General features: G+C 67.0%; 17 protein-coding genes. 9 read left to right on the top strand and 8 right to left on the bottom strand.

Features of this window, described 5'->3' with window-relative positions; all coding sequences use genetic code 11:
* Nucleotides 1–21: 21 nt before the first annotated feature.
* Together ABIC51_RS20315 and ABIC51_RS20310 are read right to left on the bottom strand one after the other, a co-directional pair.
* Nucleotides 22–930 (bottom strand): DMT family transporter, encoded by a 909-nt coding sequence (locus ABIC51_RS20315; protein ID WP_021158543.1) that lies wholly within the window; start codon nt 928–930, stop codon nt 22–24.
* A 54-nt stretch (nt 931–984) separates the two neighbouring features.
* Nucleotides 985–1,677: a VOC family protein gene (locus tag ABIC51_RS20310; RefSeq protein WP_059697990.1), complete on the bottom strand. Its 693-nt coding sequence runs from the start codon at nt 1,675–1,677 to the stop codon at nt 985–987.
* Nucleotides 1,678–1,907: 230 nt separating this feature from the next.
* Between ABIC51_RS20310 and ABIC51_RS20305 the strand changes: the two genes are divergently transcribed.
* From ABIC51_RS20305 to ABIC51_RS20290, 4 genes are all read left to right on the top strand, one after another.
* Nucleotides 1,908–3,368 (top strand): aminotransferase-like domain-containing protein, encoded by a 1,461-nt coding sequence (locus tag ABIC51_RS20305; RefSeq protein ID WP_027786792.1) that lies wholly within the window; start codon nt 1,908–1,910, stop codon nt 3,366–3,368.
* A gap of 157 nt (nt 3,369–3,525) precedes the next feature.
* Nucleotides 3,526–5,424, top strand: coding sequence for a molecular chaperone HtpG (htpG, locus tag ABIC51_RS20300; RefSeq protein ID WP_059697987.1), 1,899 nt, complete (start codon nt 3,526–3,528; stop codon nt 5,422–5,424).
* A gap of 8 nt (nt 5,425–5,432) precedes the next feature.
* A complete protein-coding gene (locus ABIC51_RS20295; protein WP_146253617.1) occupies nt 5,433–6,032 on the top strand; it encodes a chorismate--pyruvate lyase family protein in 600 nt (199 codons plus the stop codon).
* A complete protein-coding gene (locus tag ABIC51_RS20290; protein ID WP_059698011.1) occupies nt 6,032–6,508 on the top strand; it encodes a DNA-deoxyinosine glycosylase in 477 nt (158 codons plus the stop codon). Before ABIC51_RS20295 ends, ABIC51_RS20290 begins: the two co-directional genes overlap by 1 nt.
* Before the next feature lie 44 nt (nt 6,509–6,552).
* On the opposite strand, the gene ABIC51_RS20285 is transcribed toward ABIC51_RS20290, so the two are convergent.
* Nucleotides 6,553–6,807 carry a hypothetical protein gene (locus ABIC51_RS20285; protein ID WP_060193418.1) on the bottom strand — a complete coding sequence of 85 codons (255 nt, stop codon included), beginning with the start codon at nt 6,805–6,807 and terminating at the stop codon, nt 6,553–6,555.
* A gap of 143 nt (nt 6,808–6,950) precedes the next feature.
* On the opposite strand from ABIC51_RS20285, the gene ABIC51_RS20280 reads away from it, so the two are divergent.
* From ABIC51_RS20280 to mctP, 3 genes are all read left to right on the top strand, one after another.
* A complete protein-coding gene (locus tag ABIC51_RS20280) occupies nt 6,951–7,868 on the top strand; it encodes a class I SAM-dependent methyltransferase (protein WP_060085994.1) in 918 nt (305 codons plus the stop codon).
* A 198-nt stretch (nt 7,869–8,066) separates the two neighbouring features.
* Nucleotides 8,067–8,309 (top strand): DUF3311 domain-containing protein, encoded by a 243-nt coding sequence (locus ABIC51_RS20275; protein WP_027786798.1) that lies wholly within the window; start codon nt 8,067–8,069, stop codon nt 8,307–8,309.
* A complete protein-coding gene (gene mctP / locus ABIC51_RS20270) occupies nt 8,306–9,856 on the top strand; it encodes a monocarboxylate uptake permease MctP (RefSeq protein WP_059697981.1) in 1,551 nt (516 codons plus the stop codon). The genes ABIC51_RS20275 and mctP overlap by 4 nt, the downstream gene beginning before the upstream one ends.
* 61 nt (nt 9,857–9,917) lie before the next feature.
* Here the strand turns inward: mctP and ABIC51_RS20265 are convergent, their stop codons facing one another.
* From ABIC51_RS20265 to ABIC51_RS20245, 5 genes are all read right to left on the bottom strand, one after another.
* Nucleotides 9,918–10,373 (bottom strand): VOC family protein, encoded by a 456-nt coding sequence (locus tag ABIC51_RS20265; protein ID WP_027786800.1) that lies wholly within the window; start codon nt 10,371–10,373, stop codon nt 9,918–9,920.
* Nucleotides 10,374–10,614: 241 nt separating this feature from the next.
* Nucleotides 10,615–11,568, bottom strand: coding sequence for a transaldolase (gene tal / locus ABIC51_RS20260; RefSeq protein WP_027786801.1), 954 nt, complete (start codon nt 11,566–11,568; stop codon nt 10,615–10,617).
* A gap of 156 nt (nt 11,569–11,724) precedes the next feature.
* A complete protein-coding gene (locus ABIC51_RS20255; RefSeq protein ID WP_027786802.1) occupies nt 11,725–12,936 on the bottom strand; it encodes a benzoate/H(+) symporter BenE family transporter in 1,212 nt (403 codons plus the stop codon).
* 55 nt (nt 12,937–12,991) lie between these two features.
* The gene (locus tag ABIC51_RS20250) at nt 12,992–14,167 is read right to left on the bottom strand and encodes a vWA domain-containing protein (protein ID WP_059697977.1); all 1,176 of its coding nucleotides are present in this window, start codon (nt 14,165–14,167) and stop codon (nt 12,992–12,994) included.
* Between the two features lie 27 nt (nt 14,168–14,194).
* Nucleotides 14,195–15,037: an AAA family ATPase gene (locus ABIC51_RS20245; protein ID WP_021158556.1), complete on the bottom strand. Its 843-nt coding sequence runs from the start codon at nt 15,035–15,037 to the stop codon at nt 14,195–14,197.
* A gap of 234 nt (nt 15,038–15,271) precedes the next feature.
* Between ABIC51_RS20245 and ABIC51_RS20240 the strand changes: the two genes are divergently transcribed.
* The gene (locus ABIC51_RS20240) at nt 15,272–15,631 is read left to right on the top strand and encodes a c-type cytochrome (RefSeq protein WP_021158557.1); all 360 of its coding nucleotides are present in this window, start codon (nt 15,272–15,274) and stop codon (nt 15,629–15,631) included.
* A 38-nt stretch (nt 15,632–15,669) separates the two neighbouring features.
* Entirely contained in the window at nt 15,670–16,029 is a 360-nt protein-coding gene (locus tag ABIC51_RS20235) for a c-type cytochrome (protein WP_027786804.1), read from the top strand.
* Nucleotides 16,030–16,089: the final 60 nt, after the last annotated feature.

The raw sequence follows: 16,089 nt of genomic DNA, 5'->3' as shown, positions 1-16,089 counted from the left end.
TGTCCATTATGGCGCACCTGTTCAGCCGGCGCGAGCCGGTTGCGCGGCCGTGGCGACCGCCGAGCGGCGCCCGAGCACCACGGTGGCGATCACCGCGGCCGCGAACAGCCACGTGGACGACGTGACCGTTTCGCCGAACAGCAGCGCGGAAAAGGCGATCGTGAAGAAAATCTGCAGCAGTTGCACCTGGCCCACGCGCGCGATGCCGCCCATCGCGAGCCCCGCGTACCACGCGAAAAAGCCGATGAATTGCGAAAAGAGGGTCACGTAGCCGAAGGCGAGCCACGTGCGCAGGGCGAGCGGGCCCGGATGCGCGGCATGCTGCATCCATGCGAGCCAGCCGACCGGCAGCACGAGGAACGGCGCGGACACGACGAGCGCCCAGCAGATCACCTGCCAGCCGCCGATCTGGCGCGCGAGGCGCGCGCCTTCCGCATAGCCGAGCGCGCCGATGCCGACCGCGACAAGCATCAGCGCGTCGCCGGCCTGCACGGTGCCGCCGCCGTCGCGCAGCGCGAACGCGATCACGAGTGCGCTGCCGGCCACCGCGCTGGCCCAGAACGCCTTCGACGGCCGCTCGTGCGACAGCCATGCCGCGTACAGCGCGACGAACAGCGGCTGGAGGCCGTTGACCACCGCGCCGTGCGACGCCGGTACCGATTTCATCGCCCACGCGGAGAACACCGGATACGCGATGATCACGCCCGCCGACGTGATCGCGAGGCTTTTCAGTTGCGCGCGGGTCGGCAGCGGCTCGCGGCGCCACCACAGCAGCAGGCCGGCCGGTACGGCGGCGGCGAGCGCGCGGCCGAGCCCGTTGAGCAGCGGATGGAGTTCGGAGACGACGATCCGCGTCATCGGCAGCGTCAGGCTGAAGATCATGACGCCGATGAGGCCGAGCAGCATGCCTCGGGTTTCGCGCGAATTCATGGGGTAAGTGTCTCCGTGTTGCCGGTATTGGGGTGGGGTCGGGGCAGCGGGGGCTCAGCGCAGCGTGCGCGGGCCCTGCGGCGTGTCGAATTCGGCGACGAGCGCGGGCGGGCCGTCGGCGGCTTCGAGGTCGAGCAGATGGGCTGCGCCGAGCCAGTCGAGCTGCTCGCGGACGGCGTCGGCACGCGGGTGGGTGCCCTTGAGCGCCTTCAGCGCGATGCCGTTATCCGGCAGCGACTCGGCCGGGTGGCGCGGGCTGTCCCACTGGATCAGCGACGGCACGAGGCCGTCGCCCGCGCCTTGCCACGCCGGGAAGCTGCCGTCGTCGGGCACCGTGAGGCCCCAGCGCAGGTCGCCGCGGCTCATCGCGACCACGGGCGCGATGCGTGCCGGGTACTGGCTCTGCCACAGCGCGAGCTGGCGCGGACGGTCGACGCGCGCGACCCAGTGCGCGAGAAACGGGCCTTGCGCGAGCCGCGCGTGCATGGCCGGCTCGTCGAGCGCGAACAGCCGGGCGCGCGGCGGCTCGGCGCCGTCGTTCGGCGCCGGCGCGTCGGGGTCGATCGCGATCACCTCGAGGTACAGCCCGCCCCACGCGCCGAACAGCGCATTGTGGGTTCGCATCAGCGGGTGGCGGCCGCCGCCGGCCGGTTCGATGCCGAGCGCGTCGGCGACATGGCGTACGCCTTCGTCGAGCGTGCGCGCGGCGATCACGAGATGGTCGAGTGTCAGGGAGCGGGCTGGCATGAACGTCGGTCGGGAAGCGAAAGTGTCATGGTGGGCAGGCGAGGCGCCGGGCGGTGGCCGGACCGGCCGGCGTACCGGCCGCGATGCGGGCCGGTGGGCGCTGTGCCGGGTGCGGCGGTGCCGGAACGGCAGCCGCACGGTCGCCAGTCCGGTCAACTGTAATCGTCGCTACCGGCACAGTAACGGTACAATCGGCGCGATAGCCTTCGGTACAGTTGGAGCTGCCGCCCATGTCCACCGTTCCACTCGCCCAGATTCCCGCGCCGCACGATACGGCCACGCTCACGCTCGTCGACCAGCTGGTCCAGTGGGCGCGGCGGCGTATCGACGAACGCGTGTTCCGGCCCGGCATGCGGATGCCGTCGATCCGCAAGCTCGCGCTCGACAAGAGCGTATCCCGCTTCACCGTCGTCGAGGCCTATGAGCGGCTCGTCGCGCAGGGCTATCTCGACTCGCGGCGCGGCTCGGGTTTCTACGTGCGCGAGCGCACGGCCGCCGGCCCGCAGCCGGCCGACAGCGTCGCGCGCGTGGCCGAGGCCGCGCCGGTGCACAACACGATCGACGTCGTCTGGCTGCTGCGCAACATGCTGCACACCGTCAGCCCGGAAAAGGGGCCGGGTCTCGGCTATCTGCCGGGCCGCTGGCTCGACGGCGAACTGATTACCGGCGCGCTGCGCGCGCTCGGGCGCCAGTCCGGCGCGCAGATGCTCGGCTTCGGCACCGCGCAGGGCTTCCTGCCGCTGCGCCAGCAACTGCAGACGCGCCTCGCCGAAGTGGAGATCGGCGCGAAACCCGAGCAGATCGTGCTCGTCTCGGGGATCACGCAGGCGATCGACCTGATTTCGCGGATCTACATGCGGCCTGGCGACGCGGTGATCGTCGGCGATCCGGCCTGGTTCCAGATGTTCGGGCGTTTCGCGGCGCAGGGCGCGCAACTCGTCGGGATGCCTTACACGCCCGACGGCCCCGATCTCGACGCGCTCGAAACCCTGGTGCAGATGTGGCGGCCGAAGATGCTCGTGATCAACTCGGTGCTGCAGAACCCGACCGGCACGTCGCTGTCGGCCGCGCAGGCGTTCCGGATCCTGAAGCTCGCGGAGGCGTACGACTTCCTCGTCGTCGAGGACGACGTGTACGGCGACCTGTGCCCGCCGAGCTATCCGGCCACGCGCCTCGCGAGCCTCGACCAGCTGAAGCGCGTGATCTACCTCGGCAGCTATTCGAAGACGCTCGCGGCGAACCTGCGGGTCGGCTATGTCGCGTGCGCGCCGGAGATCGCGAAGGCGGTCACCGACCAGAAGATGCTGGTCGGGATGACGACGCCCGAGCTCAACGAGCGCGTGCTCTACAAGATCCTGACCGAAGGGCATTACCGGCGCCACGTCGAGCGGCTGCGCGCGCGGCTCGACGGCGTGCGCGACAAGACCGCGCGGATGCTCGAGCGCACCGGGCTCGGCCTCTTCACGATGCCGGCGGCAGGGATGTTCCTGTGGGCCGACACGGGCGTCGACTCCGACGCGCTCGCGGCGGTCGCGCACGAGGCCGGCTTTCTGCTGACGCCGGGCAGCCTGTTCTCGCCGCAGCAATCGCCGTCGACGTGGATGCGCTTCAACGTCGCGAACTGCGGCGATCCGGCGCTGCCGGGGCTGCTGTCGCGCTATATCGATTCGGCCGTACGCCGCGCGTCGTGACGCGGCGCGGCACGCCGGCCCTTGAAATCGGGCATGCGATCCCCAGATACGCGCGCAAACCGCTTGCGCCAGGCGGTGGCCCTCCAGGGCCGTCCGGCATCGCGCGCCGGGCGCCTGCGCCACACCATTCAAGTTCAAGTAAGAGGAAACAGCATCCATGGCACATGAAACGATGAGCTTTCAGGCAGAGGTCAAGCAACTTCTCCACCTGATGATCCATTCGCTCTACAGCAACAAGGAAATCTTCCTGCGCGAACTGGTGTCGAACGCGTCCGACGCGGCCGACAAGCTGCGTTTCGAAGCGCTCGCGGACAACGCGCTGTACGAGAACGATCCGAACCTGCGCATCCGCATCGGCTTCGACAAGGCCGCACGCACGATCACGATCGAGGACAACGGCATCGGCATGAGCCGTGACGAGGCGATCGCGAACCTCGGCACGATCGCGCGTTCGGGCACCAAGGAATTCTTCACGAAGCTGTCCGGCGACCAGCAGAAGGACGCGGCGCTGATCGGCCAGTTCGGCGTCGGTTTCTACTCGGGCTTCATCGTCGCGGACAAGATCACCGTCGAGACGCGCCGCGCGGGCCTGCCGGCGAACGAAGCCGTGCGCTGGGAAAGCGCGGGCGAGGGCGACTTCACGATCGACGCGATCGAGCGCGCGCAGCGCGGCACGACGATCACGCTGCACCTGCGCGAAGGCGAGGACGAGCTGCTGTCGTCGCACCGCCTGAAGTCGATCATCCAGAAGTATTCCGATCACATCGCGCTGCCGATCCTGATGCAGAAGGAAGAGTGGGATCAGGAAAAGGGCGAGATGGTCCTGAAGGACGAGGACGAGACCGTCAACCAGGCGAGCGCGCTGTGGACGCGTTCGAAGAGCGACGTCACCGACGAGCAGTACACGCAGTTCTACCAGCACATCGCGCACGACCACCAGGATCCGCTCACGTGGACGCACAACCGCGTCGAGGGCCGCAGCGAATACACGCAGCTGCTGTTCGTGCCGGCGCACGCGCCGTTCGACCTGTGGAACCGCGACTACCGCGGCGGCCTGAAGCTGTACGTGAAGCGCGTGTTCATCATGGACGACGCCGAGCAGCTGCTGCCGCAATACCTGCGCTTCGTGAAGGGCGTCGTCGATTCGGCCGACCTGCCGCTGAACGTGTCGCGTGAAATCCTGCAGGAAAGCCGCGACGTGAAGGCGATCCGCGAAGGCGTGACCAAGCGCGCGCTGTCGATGCTCGAGGAGCTCGCGAACGCGGAAGAGGATGCCGGCAAGGAGAAGTACAAGACGTTCTGGGGCGCGTTCGGCCAGGTGCTGAAGGAAGGCCTCGGCGAGGATCACGCGAACCGCGAGCGCATCGCGAAGCTGCTGCGCTTCGCGTCGACGCACGGCGACACCGACGCGCAGGACGTGTCGCTCGCCGACTACGTGTCGCGCATGAAGCCCGAGCAGAGCAAGATCTACTACGTGACGGCCGACACGTGGCAGGCCGCGAAGAACAGCCCGCACCTTGAAGTGTTCCGCAAGAAGGGCGTCGAGGTGCTGCTGCTGACCGACCGCGTCGACGAATGGATGCTGTCGTTCCTGCATGAATTCGACGGCAAGCCGCTCGCGAGCGTGGCGCGCGGCGACCTCGACCTCGGCGAGCTGAACGACGAAGAGAAGAAGGCGCAGGAAGAAGCGGGCGAGGCGATCAAGCCCGTCGTCGAGAAGATGAAGGAAGCGCTCGGCGACAAGGTGAAGGAAGTGCGCGTCACGTTCCGCCTGACCGATTCGCCGTCGTGCCTCGTCGCCGACGACAACGACATGAGCGGCTACCTGCAGCGGATGCTGAAGGCGGCCGGCCAGAATGCGCCGGCGATGCAGCCGATCCTCGAGATCAACCCGGAGCACGCGCTCGTCAAGCAACTGAAGGCCGACAGCGCCGATTTCGGCGACTGGGCCCATCTGTTGTTCGATCAGGCGCTGCTGGCCGAAGGCGGCATGCTGGACGATCCGGCGAGCTTCGTGAAGCGGACCAACGCGCTGCTGCTGTCGCGCACCGCGTGAACGCGCGCTTGCGATTCGACGGCGGGCAGGCCGGCTGGCGCGAGACGCCGCGGCCTGGCTGCACGCTCGACCAGCGCGACTGGCTGACGCGCGGCGGATCGCTGACCGCGCACCTCGCGCGGCTCGGCCGCGTGAACGTGCGGGTGACGCGCGAGGCCGTCGACTGCCCGTGGTTCGACGAGCCGGACGCGCTCGCCAGTTCGCCGCGCGCGCCGATGTGGGTGCGCGAGGTGATCCTGTCGGTCGACGGCACGCCTTTTGTTGCCGCGCACAGCATCGCGCCGCTCGCGGCCAGCAAGGGCGTGTGGCAGGCAATGCGGCGGCTGCGCACGCGGCCGCTGGCCGAGTTGCTGTACAGCGATCCGCAGGTCGAACGTTCTGCGCTCGTCAGCCGGCGCGTGATCGCCGGCCATCCGTTGTATGCGCTCGCGAGCCATGCGCTCGGCGCGGGCGTGCGCGCGCCGCATGCGTTTGCCGCGCGACGCTCGGTGTTTCAGCGTCACGGCAAGCCGTTGATGGTCACCGAATGCATGCTGCCGGCGCTGTGGCGTCATCTCGCTGCGCACGGCGACGGGCCCCGGTCCGTCGGGCCGCGTGGAGTCGCGTGATGCTGCAGGGGTTTGCGCCGGTCGTCGGGCCGGATACGCACACGATGATCCTCGGCAGTTTTCCGGGCGAGGCGTCGCTCGACGCCGCGCAGTATTACGCGCATCCGCGCAACCAGTTCTGGCGGTTGCTGGGGGCGGTGCTCGGCGAGCCGACGCTTCATGAACTGCCGTACGATGCGCGGCTCGTGTGCGTGCTTTCGCATGGCATCGGCATCTGGGACGTCCTCGATGCATGCCATCGGAAAGGCAGTCTCGACTCGGCGATCCGGAATGCGAAGCCGAACGACTTCGATTCGTTGCGGGAACATGCGCCGTTGCTCAAGCGCGTGTGCTTCAACGGCAAGACGGCAGGGCGGTTCGCCGACGTGATCGGCCACGCCGGATACGACACGCTCGTGCTGCCTTCGTCGAGTCCGGCGAATGCGATGTTGTCGTTCGAGCAGAAGCTCGCGCAGTGGCGGCAGATTCGCGACTGATTGCGGCGCGAGGGGGCGAGGCGGGCAGCCATCGTGCGCGACGCTCAATCGTCCTTGCCCCATCTCCATCTGGGCTTCTCGCCCTTGATCCAGCACACCATGGTCAGCAGCGCGACCAGCACCACGATGCACACGCCGTAGGCGAACGGTGAACGGTGAGGCGGCGCCAGCCATGCGCTCGCGATGATCCCGAGCGCGAACAGCACCAGCACGACCCAGCCCTGCCACGCAACCGGCAATCCCCAGCCCCATCCGTAGCGTTTCGCCGGAAACCAGATCTTCCTGTCGGTTGAGGTCATGTTTCCTCCTTCGAGCGATGAATGCCGTGTATCGCCAACGGGATTCGAAGTCGGGGGCAGCCGGGCGCGCCTCGCGGCTGCCATCCCCCACCAATGCTATCCTCTCGTCCGCTAAAACCAGCGTCACCCAGCGAGATTCAATCATGACCCGACTGATCAAGCGCGCGTCCGCCGAGGCGCGCGCGTTCAAGAATCGCAAGCCGTCCTCCTACAACGGCTCCGAAAAACTCCAGCCGCCGCGCGTGAAGCGCCGCCCGGACATCGACGAACACGACGACGTGCCCGTGCTCGAAGCGCCGCGCAAGCCGCGCTTCGCGCCCGTCACGTTCTCGGAAGAGGGCGGCGTGCGCTTCCTGCACTTCGGCACCGAGTGGGTACAGGGTGCGATGCGGATCTCGAAGCCGCTGCACATCGAGCTCGAATACGCGCAGCAGATGATGGCGTGGCTGCTGTTCCTCGAAACGCCCGGGCGGATCGTCCAGCTCGGGCTCGGCACCGGTGCGCTGACCAAGTTCTCGCACCGCTTCCTCCCGCAGGCGAAGGTCGAGGCCGTCGAGCTGAACCCGGCCGTGATCGTCGCCGCGCGCACGATGTTCGCGATGCCGCCCGACGACGCACGTCTCGTCGTGCACGAAGCCGACGCGTGGGACTTCGTCAACGACCCGGCCAACCGCGGCACGACGGGCGCGATCCAGATCGACCTGTACGACGCGACCGCGCGCGGCCCGGTGCTCGACAGCGTCGCGTTCTACCGTGCGGTGCGCGGCTGCCTTGCCGACGCGGGCATCGCGACGATCAACCTGTTCGGCGACCATCCGAGCTTCGTGCGCAACATGAAGCACCTGAACGCGGCGTTCGATCATCGCGTGATCGCGCTGCCGGAAGTGCATGACGGCAACCGGATCGCGATCGCGTTCTCGGGCCCCGCGCTCGACGTGTCGTTCGCGCAGCTCGACGCGCGTGCGAAGCTGATCGAGGACACGCTGAAGCTGCCCGCACGCAAGTGGGTGAAAGCTTTGAAAGAAACGATCGGCGCGCGCGATACCTCGTTCGCGATCTGACGCTTCAGGCACCGGCGGCAGGCCGGTGCAACCACGCGGCAAGGGGCGGATCACCTCGGGTTCGCCCCCGCTTGACCGCGTGCTCGCGGCTCCTATACTGGCGCGAAGCCAGGGGAGCCGCAGCCTACCCGTTTTGCGCTCCTCTCGGCGCCGTACCCGCTCAACAAGATCGATAACCGGGAAAGAAGAGGAGACGTCATGGCTCACGATGCCGACGCCAACCGGGCCGCCAAGCGCTGGCTCTGGCTGCTGGTACTGCCGTTGATCGCGATGGTCTGGGTACCGTCGTACAGCAAGATCGAACCGCAGGTGTTCGGTTTTCCGTTTTTCTACTGGTACCAGCTGCTTTGGGTCTTCATCAGCGCGGTGATCACCGCGTTCGTGTACTTCAAGACCAAGAACGCGTGGAAGGCGAGCGGCCCGCAGGGAGGTGCACGATGAATCTCGGCGCAACCTTCGTCTTCGTCCTGCTGTTCATCGGCGTCACGATCATCGGTTTCCTGGCCGCGAACTGGCGGCGCGGCGATCTCGCCCATCTCGACGAATGGGGCCTCGGCGGACGCCGCTTCGGCACGATCGTCACGTGGTTCCTGCTCGGCGGCGACCTCTATACGGCGTACACGTTCGTCGCGGTGCCCGCGCTCGTGTTCGGCGCTGGTGCGATGGGTTTCTTCGCACTGCCCTATACGATCCTGATCTATCCGTTCGCGTTCGTCGTGTTCCCGAAGCTGTGGAGCATCGCGAAGCGGCACGGCTACGTGACGGCCGCCGACTTCGTCAACGCGCGCTACGGCAGCCGGATGCTCGCGCTCGCGATCGCGGTGACGGGCATCCTCGCGACGATGCCGTACATCGCGCTGCAGCTCGTCGGCATCGAAGTGGTGATCGGCGCACTCGGTTTCGACACGACCGGCTTCGTCGGCGACCTGCCGCTGATCATCGCGTTCGCGATCCTCGCCGCGTACACGTATACGTCGGGCCTGCGCGCGCCCGCGATGATCGCGATCGTCAAGGACATCCTGATCTACATCACGATCGCCGCGGCGGTCATCGTGATCCCGGCGAAGCTCGGCGGCTTCGGACACATCTTCGCGAGCGTGCCGCCGGCCAAGCTGCTGCTGAAGGCGCCCGACGCGATGAGCCTGAACGGCTACAGCGCGTACGCGACGCTCGCGATCGGCTCGGCGCTCGCGTTGTTCCTGTATCCGCACTCGGTCACGGCGATCCTGTCGTCGTCGTCCGGCAACTCGATCCGCCGCAACATGGCGATGCTGCCCGCGTACTCGTTCGTGCTCGGCCTGCTCGCGCTGCTCGGCTACATGGCGCTCGCGGCGGGCGTGAAGGACATGCCGCAGTACGCGCCGTACTTCAAGGCGTTCGGCCCGAACTTCGCGGTGCCCGCGCTGTTCCTCGAGTATTTCCCGTCGTGGTTCGTCGGCGTCGCGTTCGCGGCGATCGGCATCGGCGCGCTGGTGCCCGCGGCCATCATGTCGATCGCGGCCGCGAACCTGTACACGCGCAACATTCACCGCGAGTTCGTGAACCGCAACATGTCGCACGAGCAGGAGACGCACGTCGCGAAGCTCGTGTCGCTGATCGTGAAGGTCGGCGCGGTCGCGTTCATCCTCGGGCTGCCGCTGACCTATGCGATCCAGCTGCAGCTGCTCGGCGGGATCTGGATCATCCAGACGCTCCCCGCGATCGTGCTCGGCCTCTACACGCGCGTGCTCGACCATCGCGGCCTGCTGGCCGGCTGGGCGGCCGGCATCGTGTGCGGCACGTGGATGGCGATTTCGCTGAAGCTGGCCGGATCGATCTTCACGATCCACCTGTTCGGTCTCGCGATTCCCGGCTACGCGGCCGTGTGGTCGCTGATCGTGAACCTGGTGGTGGCGGTGGTGGTGAGCGTGCTGGTGCGCGTGATGGGCATGGCGCATGCGGAGGATCGCACGCGGCCGGAGGACTATCTCGACGTCGTCGAAGGCTGAGACGGACGACGCGCGGTAACGAAAACGCCCGCCACCTCACGGTGGCGGGCGTTTTCCTGCGTCAGCCCTGCGCGCGTTTCGCGAGCTCCTCGCGCTGCGACAGGTCTTCGACGTTGACCATCCAGTGCACGCCGAAGCGATCCTTGGCCATCCCGAAGCCGAGCGCCCAGAACGTCTTGCCGAACGGCATCGTCACTTCGCCGCCGTCGGCGAGCGCATTGAACAGCTTCTGGCCTTCCTCGACCGTCTCCGGGTTCAGCGACAGCGAATAGCCGGCGTGCGCGGCGCCTGCCGGCTGGCTGCAGTCGCCGTCCGAGCACATGATCATCGAGTCGCCGATCGTGAAGCTCGCATGCATCACCTTGTCGCCCATCTCCGGCGCCATCGGGTAGTCGGGATTCGGCGGCGCGTCCTTGAAGTGCATCTTGAACATCGTCTTCGCACCGAGTGCCTTTTCGTAGAACTGAAGGGCTTCGTCGGCGCGACCGTAGAACGTCAGGTACGGTTGAACTTGCATCGTTGTCTCCTGTGATGAGCCGGCCTGCGCATCTGCGCGGGTTCGGCGTCGAACAAGACTGACCGGGAAAAGGGGGCATCGGGAGGCGGCCGCCGCACCCGTGACGTGGATTGTAGTGCGCGTGCTTGACGATGGAATGAAAAATAAAAACGGCCGCGAACATGACGTTCGCGGCCGTGTGCGTCGCGCTTGCTGACGGCTGTTGTCAGTGTTGCCGACAGCCGCTGACGCGTATCGCGGCTCAGCGCAGCGAGTCGATCAGCTTCTCGAGCTTCACCGCATCGGCGGCGAATACGCGGATGCCTTCGGCGAGCTTTTCGGTTGCCATCGCGTCGTCGTTCAGCTGGAAGCGGAACGCTGCCTCGTCGATCGCGACACGCGCGGCGGGCTTGTCGTGCAGCGCTTCCGGCGACAGCTTGCGCGTGACCGTCTCGTTGCTGTCCTGCAGCTTCTGCAGCAAATCGGGACTGATCGTCAGCAGGTCGCAGCCGGCGAGTTCGGTGATCTGGCTGGTCGTGCGGAAGCTCGCGCCCATCACTTCGGTCTTGTAGCCGAACGTCTTGTAGTACGTGTAGATGCGGCGCACCGACTGCACGCCCGGATCGTTCGCGCCGCCGTCCTTCTCTTCATTCCACTCCGCGCCGGCCTGCTTCTTGAACCAGTCGTAGATGCGGCCGACGAACGGCGAGATCAGCTGCGCGCCGGCTTCCGCGCAGGCGGCGGCCTGCACGAGCGAGAAAAGCAGGGTCATGTTGCACTTGATCCCGTCCTTCTGCAGCACTTCGGCCGCGCGGATGCCTTCCCACGTCGACGCGAGCTTGATCAGGATGCGCTCGCGGCCGATGCCGGCTGCTTCGTACAGCTTGATGAGTTCGCGACCCTTGTCGATCGAGCGCTGGGTGTCGAACGACAGGCGCGCGTCGACCTCGGTCGACACGCGGCCCGGGATCAGCTTCAGGATCTCGGTGCCGAATGCGATCAGCAGGCGGTCGATGATGAAGTCGGTGCTTTCGTTGCGATGATCGCGGACGGTTTTCTCGAGGATCGGCTTGTACGCGTCCTTCTGGACGGCCTTCAGGATCAGCGAAGGGTTCGTGGTCGCGTCCTGCGGCTGGTATTGCGCAAGCTGCTGGAAATCGCCCGTGTCGGCGACGACGGTCGTGTACTGCTTCAGCTGGTCGAGTGCGGTAGTCATGGCGATTCGGAAGAAGGGCGCAAGGCGCCGGGTTCTCACGGGCCGCGCGAGCGCGGCGGCGAAGCGAAGCGGCGCCGGGCGCCGCTTCCAAGCCATCATTCTAGGCCCGATTCGCGTCGAGCACGTTTTGGCATGGCCGGCGAGCGCCGTGCCGGATTATTCGGGGCGGCGCGCGTTCAGGATCACCTGCGTGACGATCCCCGCGACGAGCCCCCAGAAGGCCGAGCCGATCGACAGCAGCGTGAGGCCCGACGCGGTGACCATGAACGTGACGAGTGCGGCTTCGCGCTGCTTCACGTCCTGCATCGCGTTCGCGAGGCCGCTCATGATCGAGCCGAACAACGCGAGCGCGGCGACCGACACGACGAGCGCCTTCGGCAGCGCCGCGAACAGCGCGGCGATCGTCGCGCCGAAGACACCGGCGACCAGGTAGAACATGCCGCACCACACGGCGGCCGTGTAACGCTTCGCGTGATCCTCGTGCGCTTCCGGGCCCGTGCAGATCGCGGCCGTGATCGCCGCGAGGTTCACGCCGTGCGAGCCGAACGGCGCGAGCAGCAGCGATGCGAGGCCGGTGGTCGCGATCAGCGGCGACGACGGGGTCTGATAACCGTCCGCGCGCAGCACCGCGATGCCCGGCACGTTCTGCGACGCCATCGCGACGACGAACAGCGGAATGCCGATGCTGACGATCGACGCGATCGAGAACGCCGGCATCGTGAACACGGGCTTCGCGAACGCGATGTGAAAGCCGCTGAAGTCGAGCAGGCCGAGGCCGCCGGCCACCGCGGTGCCGACGATCAGCGTCGTCGGAATCGCGTAGCGCGGCGCGAGCCGCTTGACGATCAGGTACGTGAAGAACATCGCAAGCACGAGCGCGGTCTGGAACTGCGCGGCGCGGAAGATCTCGATGCCGATCTCGAACAGGATGCCCGCGAGCAGGGCGGCGGCGATGCCGGCCGGAATCTTGCGCATCAGCGTGTCGAACAGCCCGCTCACGCCGACGGCCGTCAGCAGCACCGCGCAGACGACGAACGCGCCGATCGCCTCGGGGTAGGGCACGCCGGGCAGCGACGCGATCAGCAGCGCGGCGCCGGGCGTCGACCACGCGACGACGACGGGCGCGCGAAAACGCAGCGACAGGCCGATCGTCGTCAGCGCCATGCCGATCGACAGCGCCCAGATCCACGACGAGATCTGCGCATCGGTGAGGTGGGCGGCGCGGCCGGCCTGGAACATCAGCACGAGCGAACTCGTGTAGCCGGTCATCATCGCGACGAAGCCGGCGACGAGCGCGGACACGGACGTATCGGCAAAAAAACGGCGGCCGCCGGCGCGGCTGGCGCTCGCGGTGGGCGAGGGGTTCATGCAATCTCCGGGGGGAGGCCGCTCGGAGGCGACCTTCGTGTCTTGGTGGGTGTCGTTACTTGCTGAGTGCGCGCATCGCGGTTTCGAGGCCCGCGAGCGTGAGCGGATACATGCGATGGCCGAGCAGGTCGCGGATCACCGCGACCGACTGCCGGTATTCCCATAGCCGCTCGGGCTCCGGGTTCAGCCATGCATGATGGGGGAACTGGTCGGCGAGGCGGCGCAGCCACACGGCGCCGGCTTCCGGATTGTTGTATTCGACCGAACCGCCGGGCTGCAGCACTTCGTACGGGCTCATCGTCGCGTCGCCGACGAAGATCAGCTTGTAGTCGGGCGTGAACTTGTGCAGCACGTCCCACGTCGCGGTGCGTTCCGAGTGGCGGCGGCGGTTGTTCTTCCACAGGTGGTCGTACACGCAGTTGTGGAAGTAGAAGAACTCCAGGTGCTTGAATTCGGCCTTCGCGGCCGAGAACAGCTCCTCGGTGCGCTTGATGTGATCGTCCATCGAGCCGCCGACGTCGAGCAGCATCAGCACCTTCACGTTGTTGTGGCGCTCGGGCACCATCCGCAGGTCGAGCCAGCCCGCGTTCGCGGCGGTGCTGCGGATCGTGCCGGGCAGGTCGAGCTCCTCGGCCGCGCCTTCGCGCGCGAAGCGGCGCAGCCGCCGCAGCGCGACCTTGATGTTGCGCGTGCCGATCTCGACGGAATCGTCGTAGTCGCGGTATGCGCGCGCCTCCCACACCTTGACCGCGGTGCGGTTGCCGTTCGACGGGCCGCCGATGCGCACGCCTTCCGGGTTGTAGCCGCCGTGCCCGAACGGCGACGTGCCGCCGGTGCCGATCCACTTGTTGCCGCCTTCGTGGCGCTCCTTCTGCTCGTCGAGCAGCGCCTTCAGGCGCTCCATCAGCTTGTCGAGGCCGCCCATCGCCTCGATCTGCGCCTTCTCCTCCGGCGACAGCTCGCGCTCGAGGCGCTTTTCGAGCCAGTCGAGCGGAATGTCGAATGCTTCGGACGGCAGCGCGGACACGCCGTGGAAATACGCGCCGAACGCCTGGTCGAACTTGTCGAAGTACTGCTCGTCCTTGACGAGCGTCATCCGTGCGAGGAAGTAGAACGCGTCGATCGACGGCGAGATCAGCCCGGCCTTCAGCGCTTCGAGCAGCGTCAGGTATTCCTTCACCGAGACGGGCAGCTTGGCTGCGCGCAGCGCGTAGAAGAAATTGAGCAGCATGGCCGGGCCTTCGCGGGTGAGGGGGGATTACCGGTTGTGCCGGTTCATGTAGACGAGCCGCTCGAGCAGGCTCAGGTCCTGCTCGTTCTTCAGCAGCGCGCCCGCGAGCGGCGGCACGATCTGCTTCGCGTCCGCGCCGCGCAGCGCGTCGGCCGGGATGTTCTCGGCGAGCAGCAGCTTCAGCCAGTCGAGCAGCTCGGACGTCGACGGCTTCTTCTTCAGGCCCGACACGCCGCGCAATTCGAAGAAACTCTCGAGCGCCGCGCGCAGCAGCTCCTCGCGGATGTCGGGGAAGTGCACCGCGACGATCTTCTGCATCGTCGACGGGTCGGGGAACTGGATGTAGTGGAAGAAGCAGCGGCGCAGGAACGCGTCGGGCAGCTCCTTCTCGTTGTTCGACGTGATGATGACGAGCGGGCGGTGCTTCGCGCGGACCGTCTCGCGCGTCTCGTACACGTGGAATTCCATCCGGTCGAGCTCGCGCAGCAGGTCGTTCGGGAATTCGATGTCGGCCTTGTCGATCTCGTCGATCAGCAGCACGCTCGGGTGCTCGGCATCGAACGCCTGCCACAGCACGCCCTTGACGATGTAGTTCGAGATGTCCTTCACGCGCTCGTCGCCGAGCTGCGAATCGCGCAGCCGCGACACGGCGTCGTATTCGTACAGGCCCTGCTGCGCCTTGGTGGTCGACTTGATGTGCCACTGCAGCAGCGGCATGTCGAGCGCGGCGGCCACTTCCTCGGCGAGCATGGTCTTGCCGGTGCCGGGCTCGCCCTTGATCAGCAGCGGGCGTTGCAGCGTCAGCGCGGCATTGACCGCGAGCTTCAGATCGTCGGTGGCGACGTAGTGCGAGGACCCTTCGAAACGCATGGCGGCGCTCTTCTCAATCGCGAAAAAAACCCAGTATAAGTCAGAAGGGCTGTCCGGTTGGGCCGCGCCCGCGTATCGTTGCGGGACTGTGGCGGGGCGCCTTGTGGACGCGTTCCCCGCCGACGCGGTACAATCTGGCCGTTTTTTTTGGCCTGCGTGGCGACCGACAAGCAAAACGGCGCGGGCCGTTGCCGCTTCGGCGCCAGTTTCCCCTCAAGCTAGGTTACAAGAGCTATGAACAAATTCGTCGGCAAACACGTCGTTGTCGCAGCGCTCGTGGCGCTCGCGGGCAGCGCGCAGGCGGCCGGTGTGGTCGGCAACCCGAAGGACGGGGCGAGCAAGGTCGCCATGTGCATCGGTTGCCACGGCATCCAGGACTACCGCGCGGCGTACCCGGAGGTCTACCGGGTGCCTGTCCTCGGCGGCCAGAACCAGCAATACCTCGAGAACGCGCTGAAGGCCTACCGCAAGAAGGATCGTCACTTCCCGTCGATGAATGCGATCGCCGGTTCGCTGACGGACCAGGACATCGCGGATCTGTCGGCGTACTACGCCGCCCAGAAGGCCGACTCGAAGGACAACCCCTATAAGTAAGCGCGCGCCGCCGATCTCTCGGCGGGACAGGAGCATTCATGAACAACGCATTCAAGACGGCGGCGGTTGCACTGGCGGCCGGCCTCGCGATCGGTACCGCGCACGCGGCGGACATCACGAAGGGCAAGGAACTGGTCGAATCGCACAACTGCGCCGCCTGCCACGGCGCGCAGATGAACAAGCCGATCAACGCCGAATACCCGCGCCTCGCCGGCCAGCATGCCGACTACCTCGTGTGGGCGATGCGCCAGTACCAGATGGGCCTGACGAATCCGCTGCTCGGCCGCAACAACGCGATCATGCAGGCACAGGTGCAGAGCCTGTCGGTCAGCGACATGAAGGACATCGCGGCCTACATCGAGTCGCTGAAAGAGACCGATCTCGTGTTCAAGAAGTAAGCGCGACGGGCCCGGCGGGCCCGCGCAGCAAGGATACCCCGCCCCGGCGGGGTATTTTTT

This window comes from Burkholderia sp. 572 (assembly GCF_040545135.1).
In the GTDB taxonomy this organism is placed as follows: Bacteria; Pseudomonadota; Gammaproteobacteria; order Burkholderiales; family Burkholderiaceae; genus Burkholderia; species Burkholderia cepacia.
The sequence above is the reverse complement of the archived record's forward strand: the minus strand, read 5'-3'. Positions and strand labels throughout refer to the sequence as shown.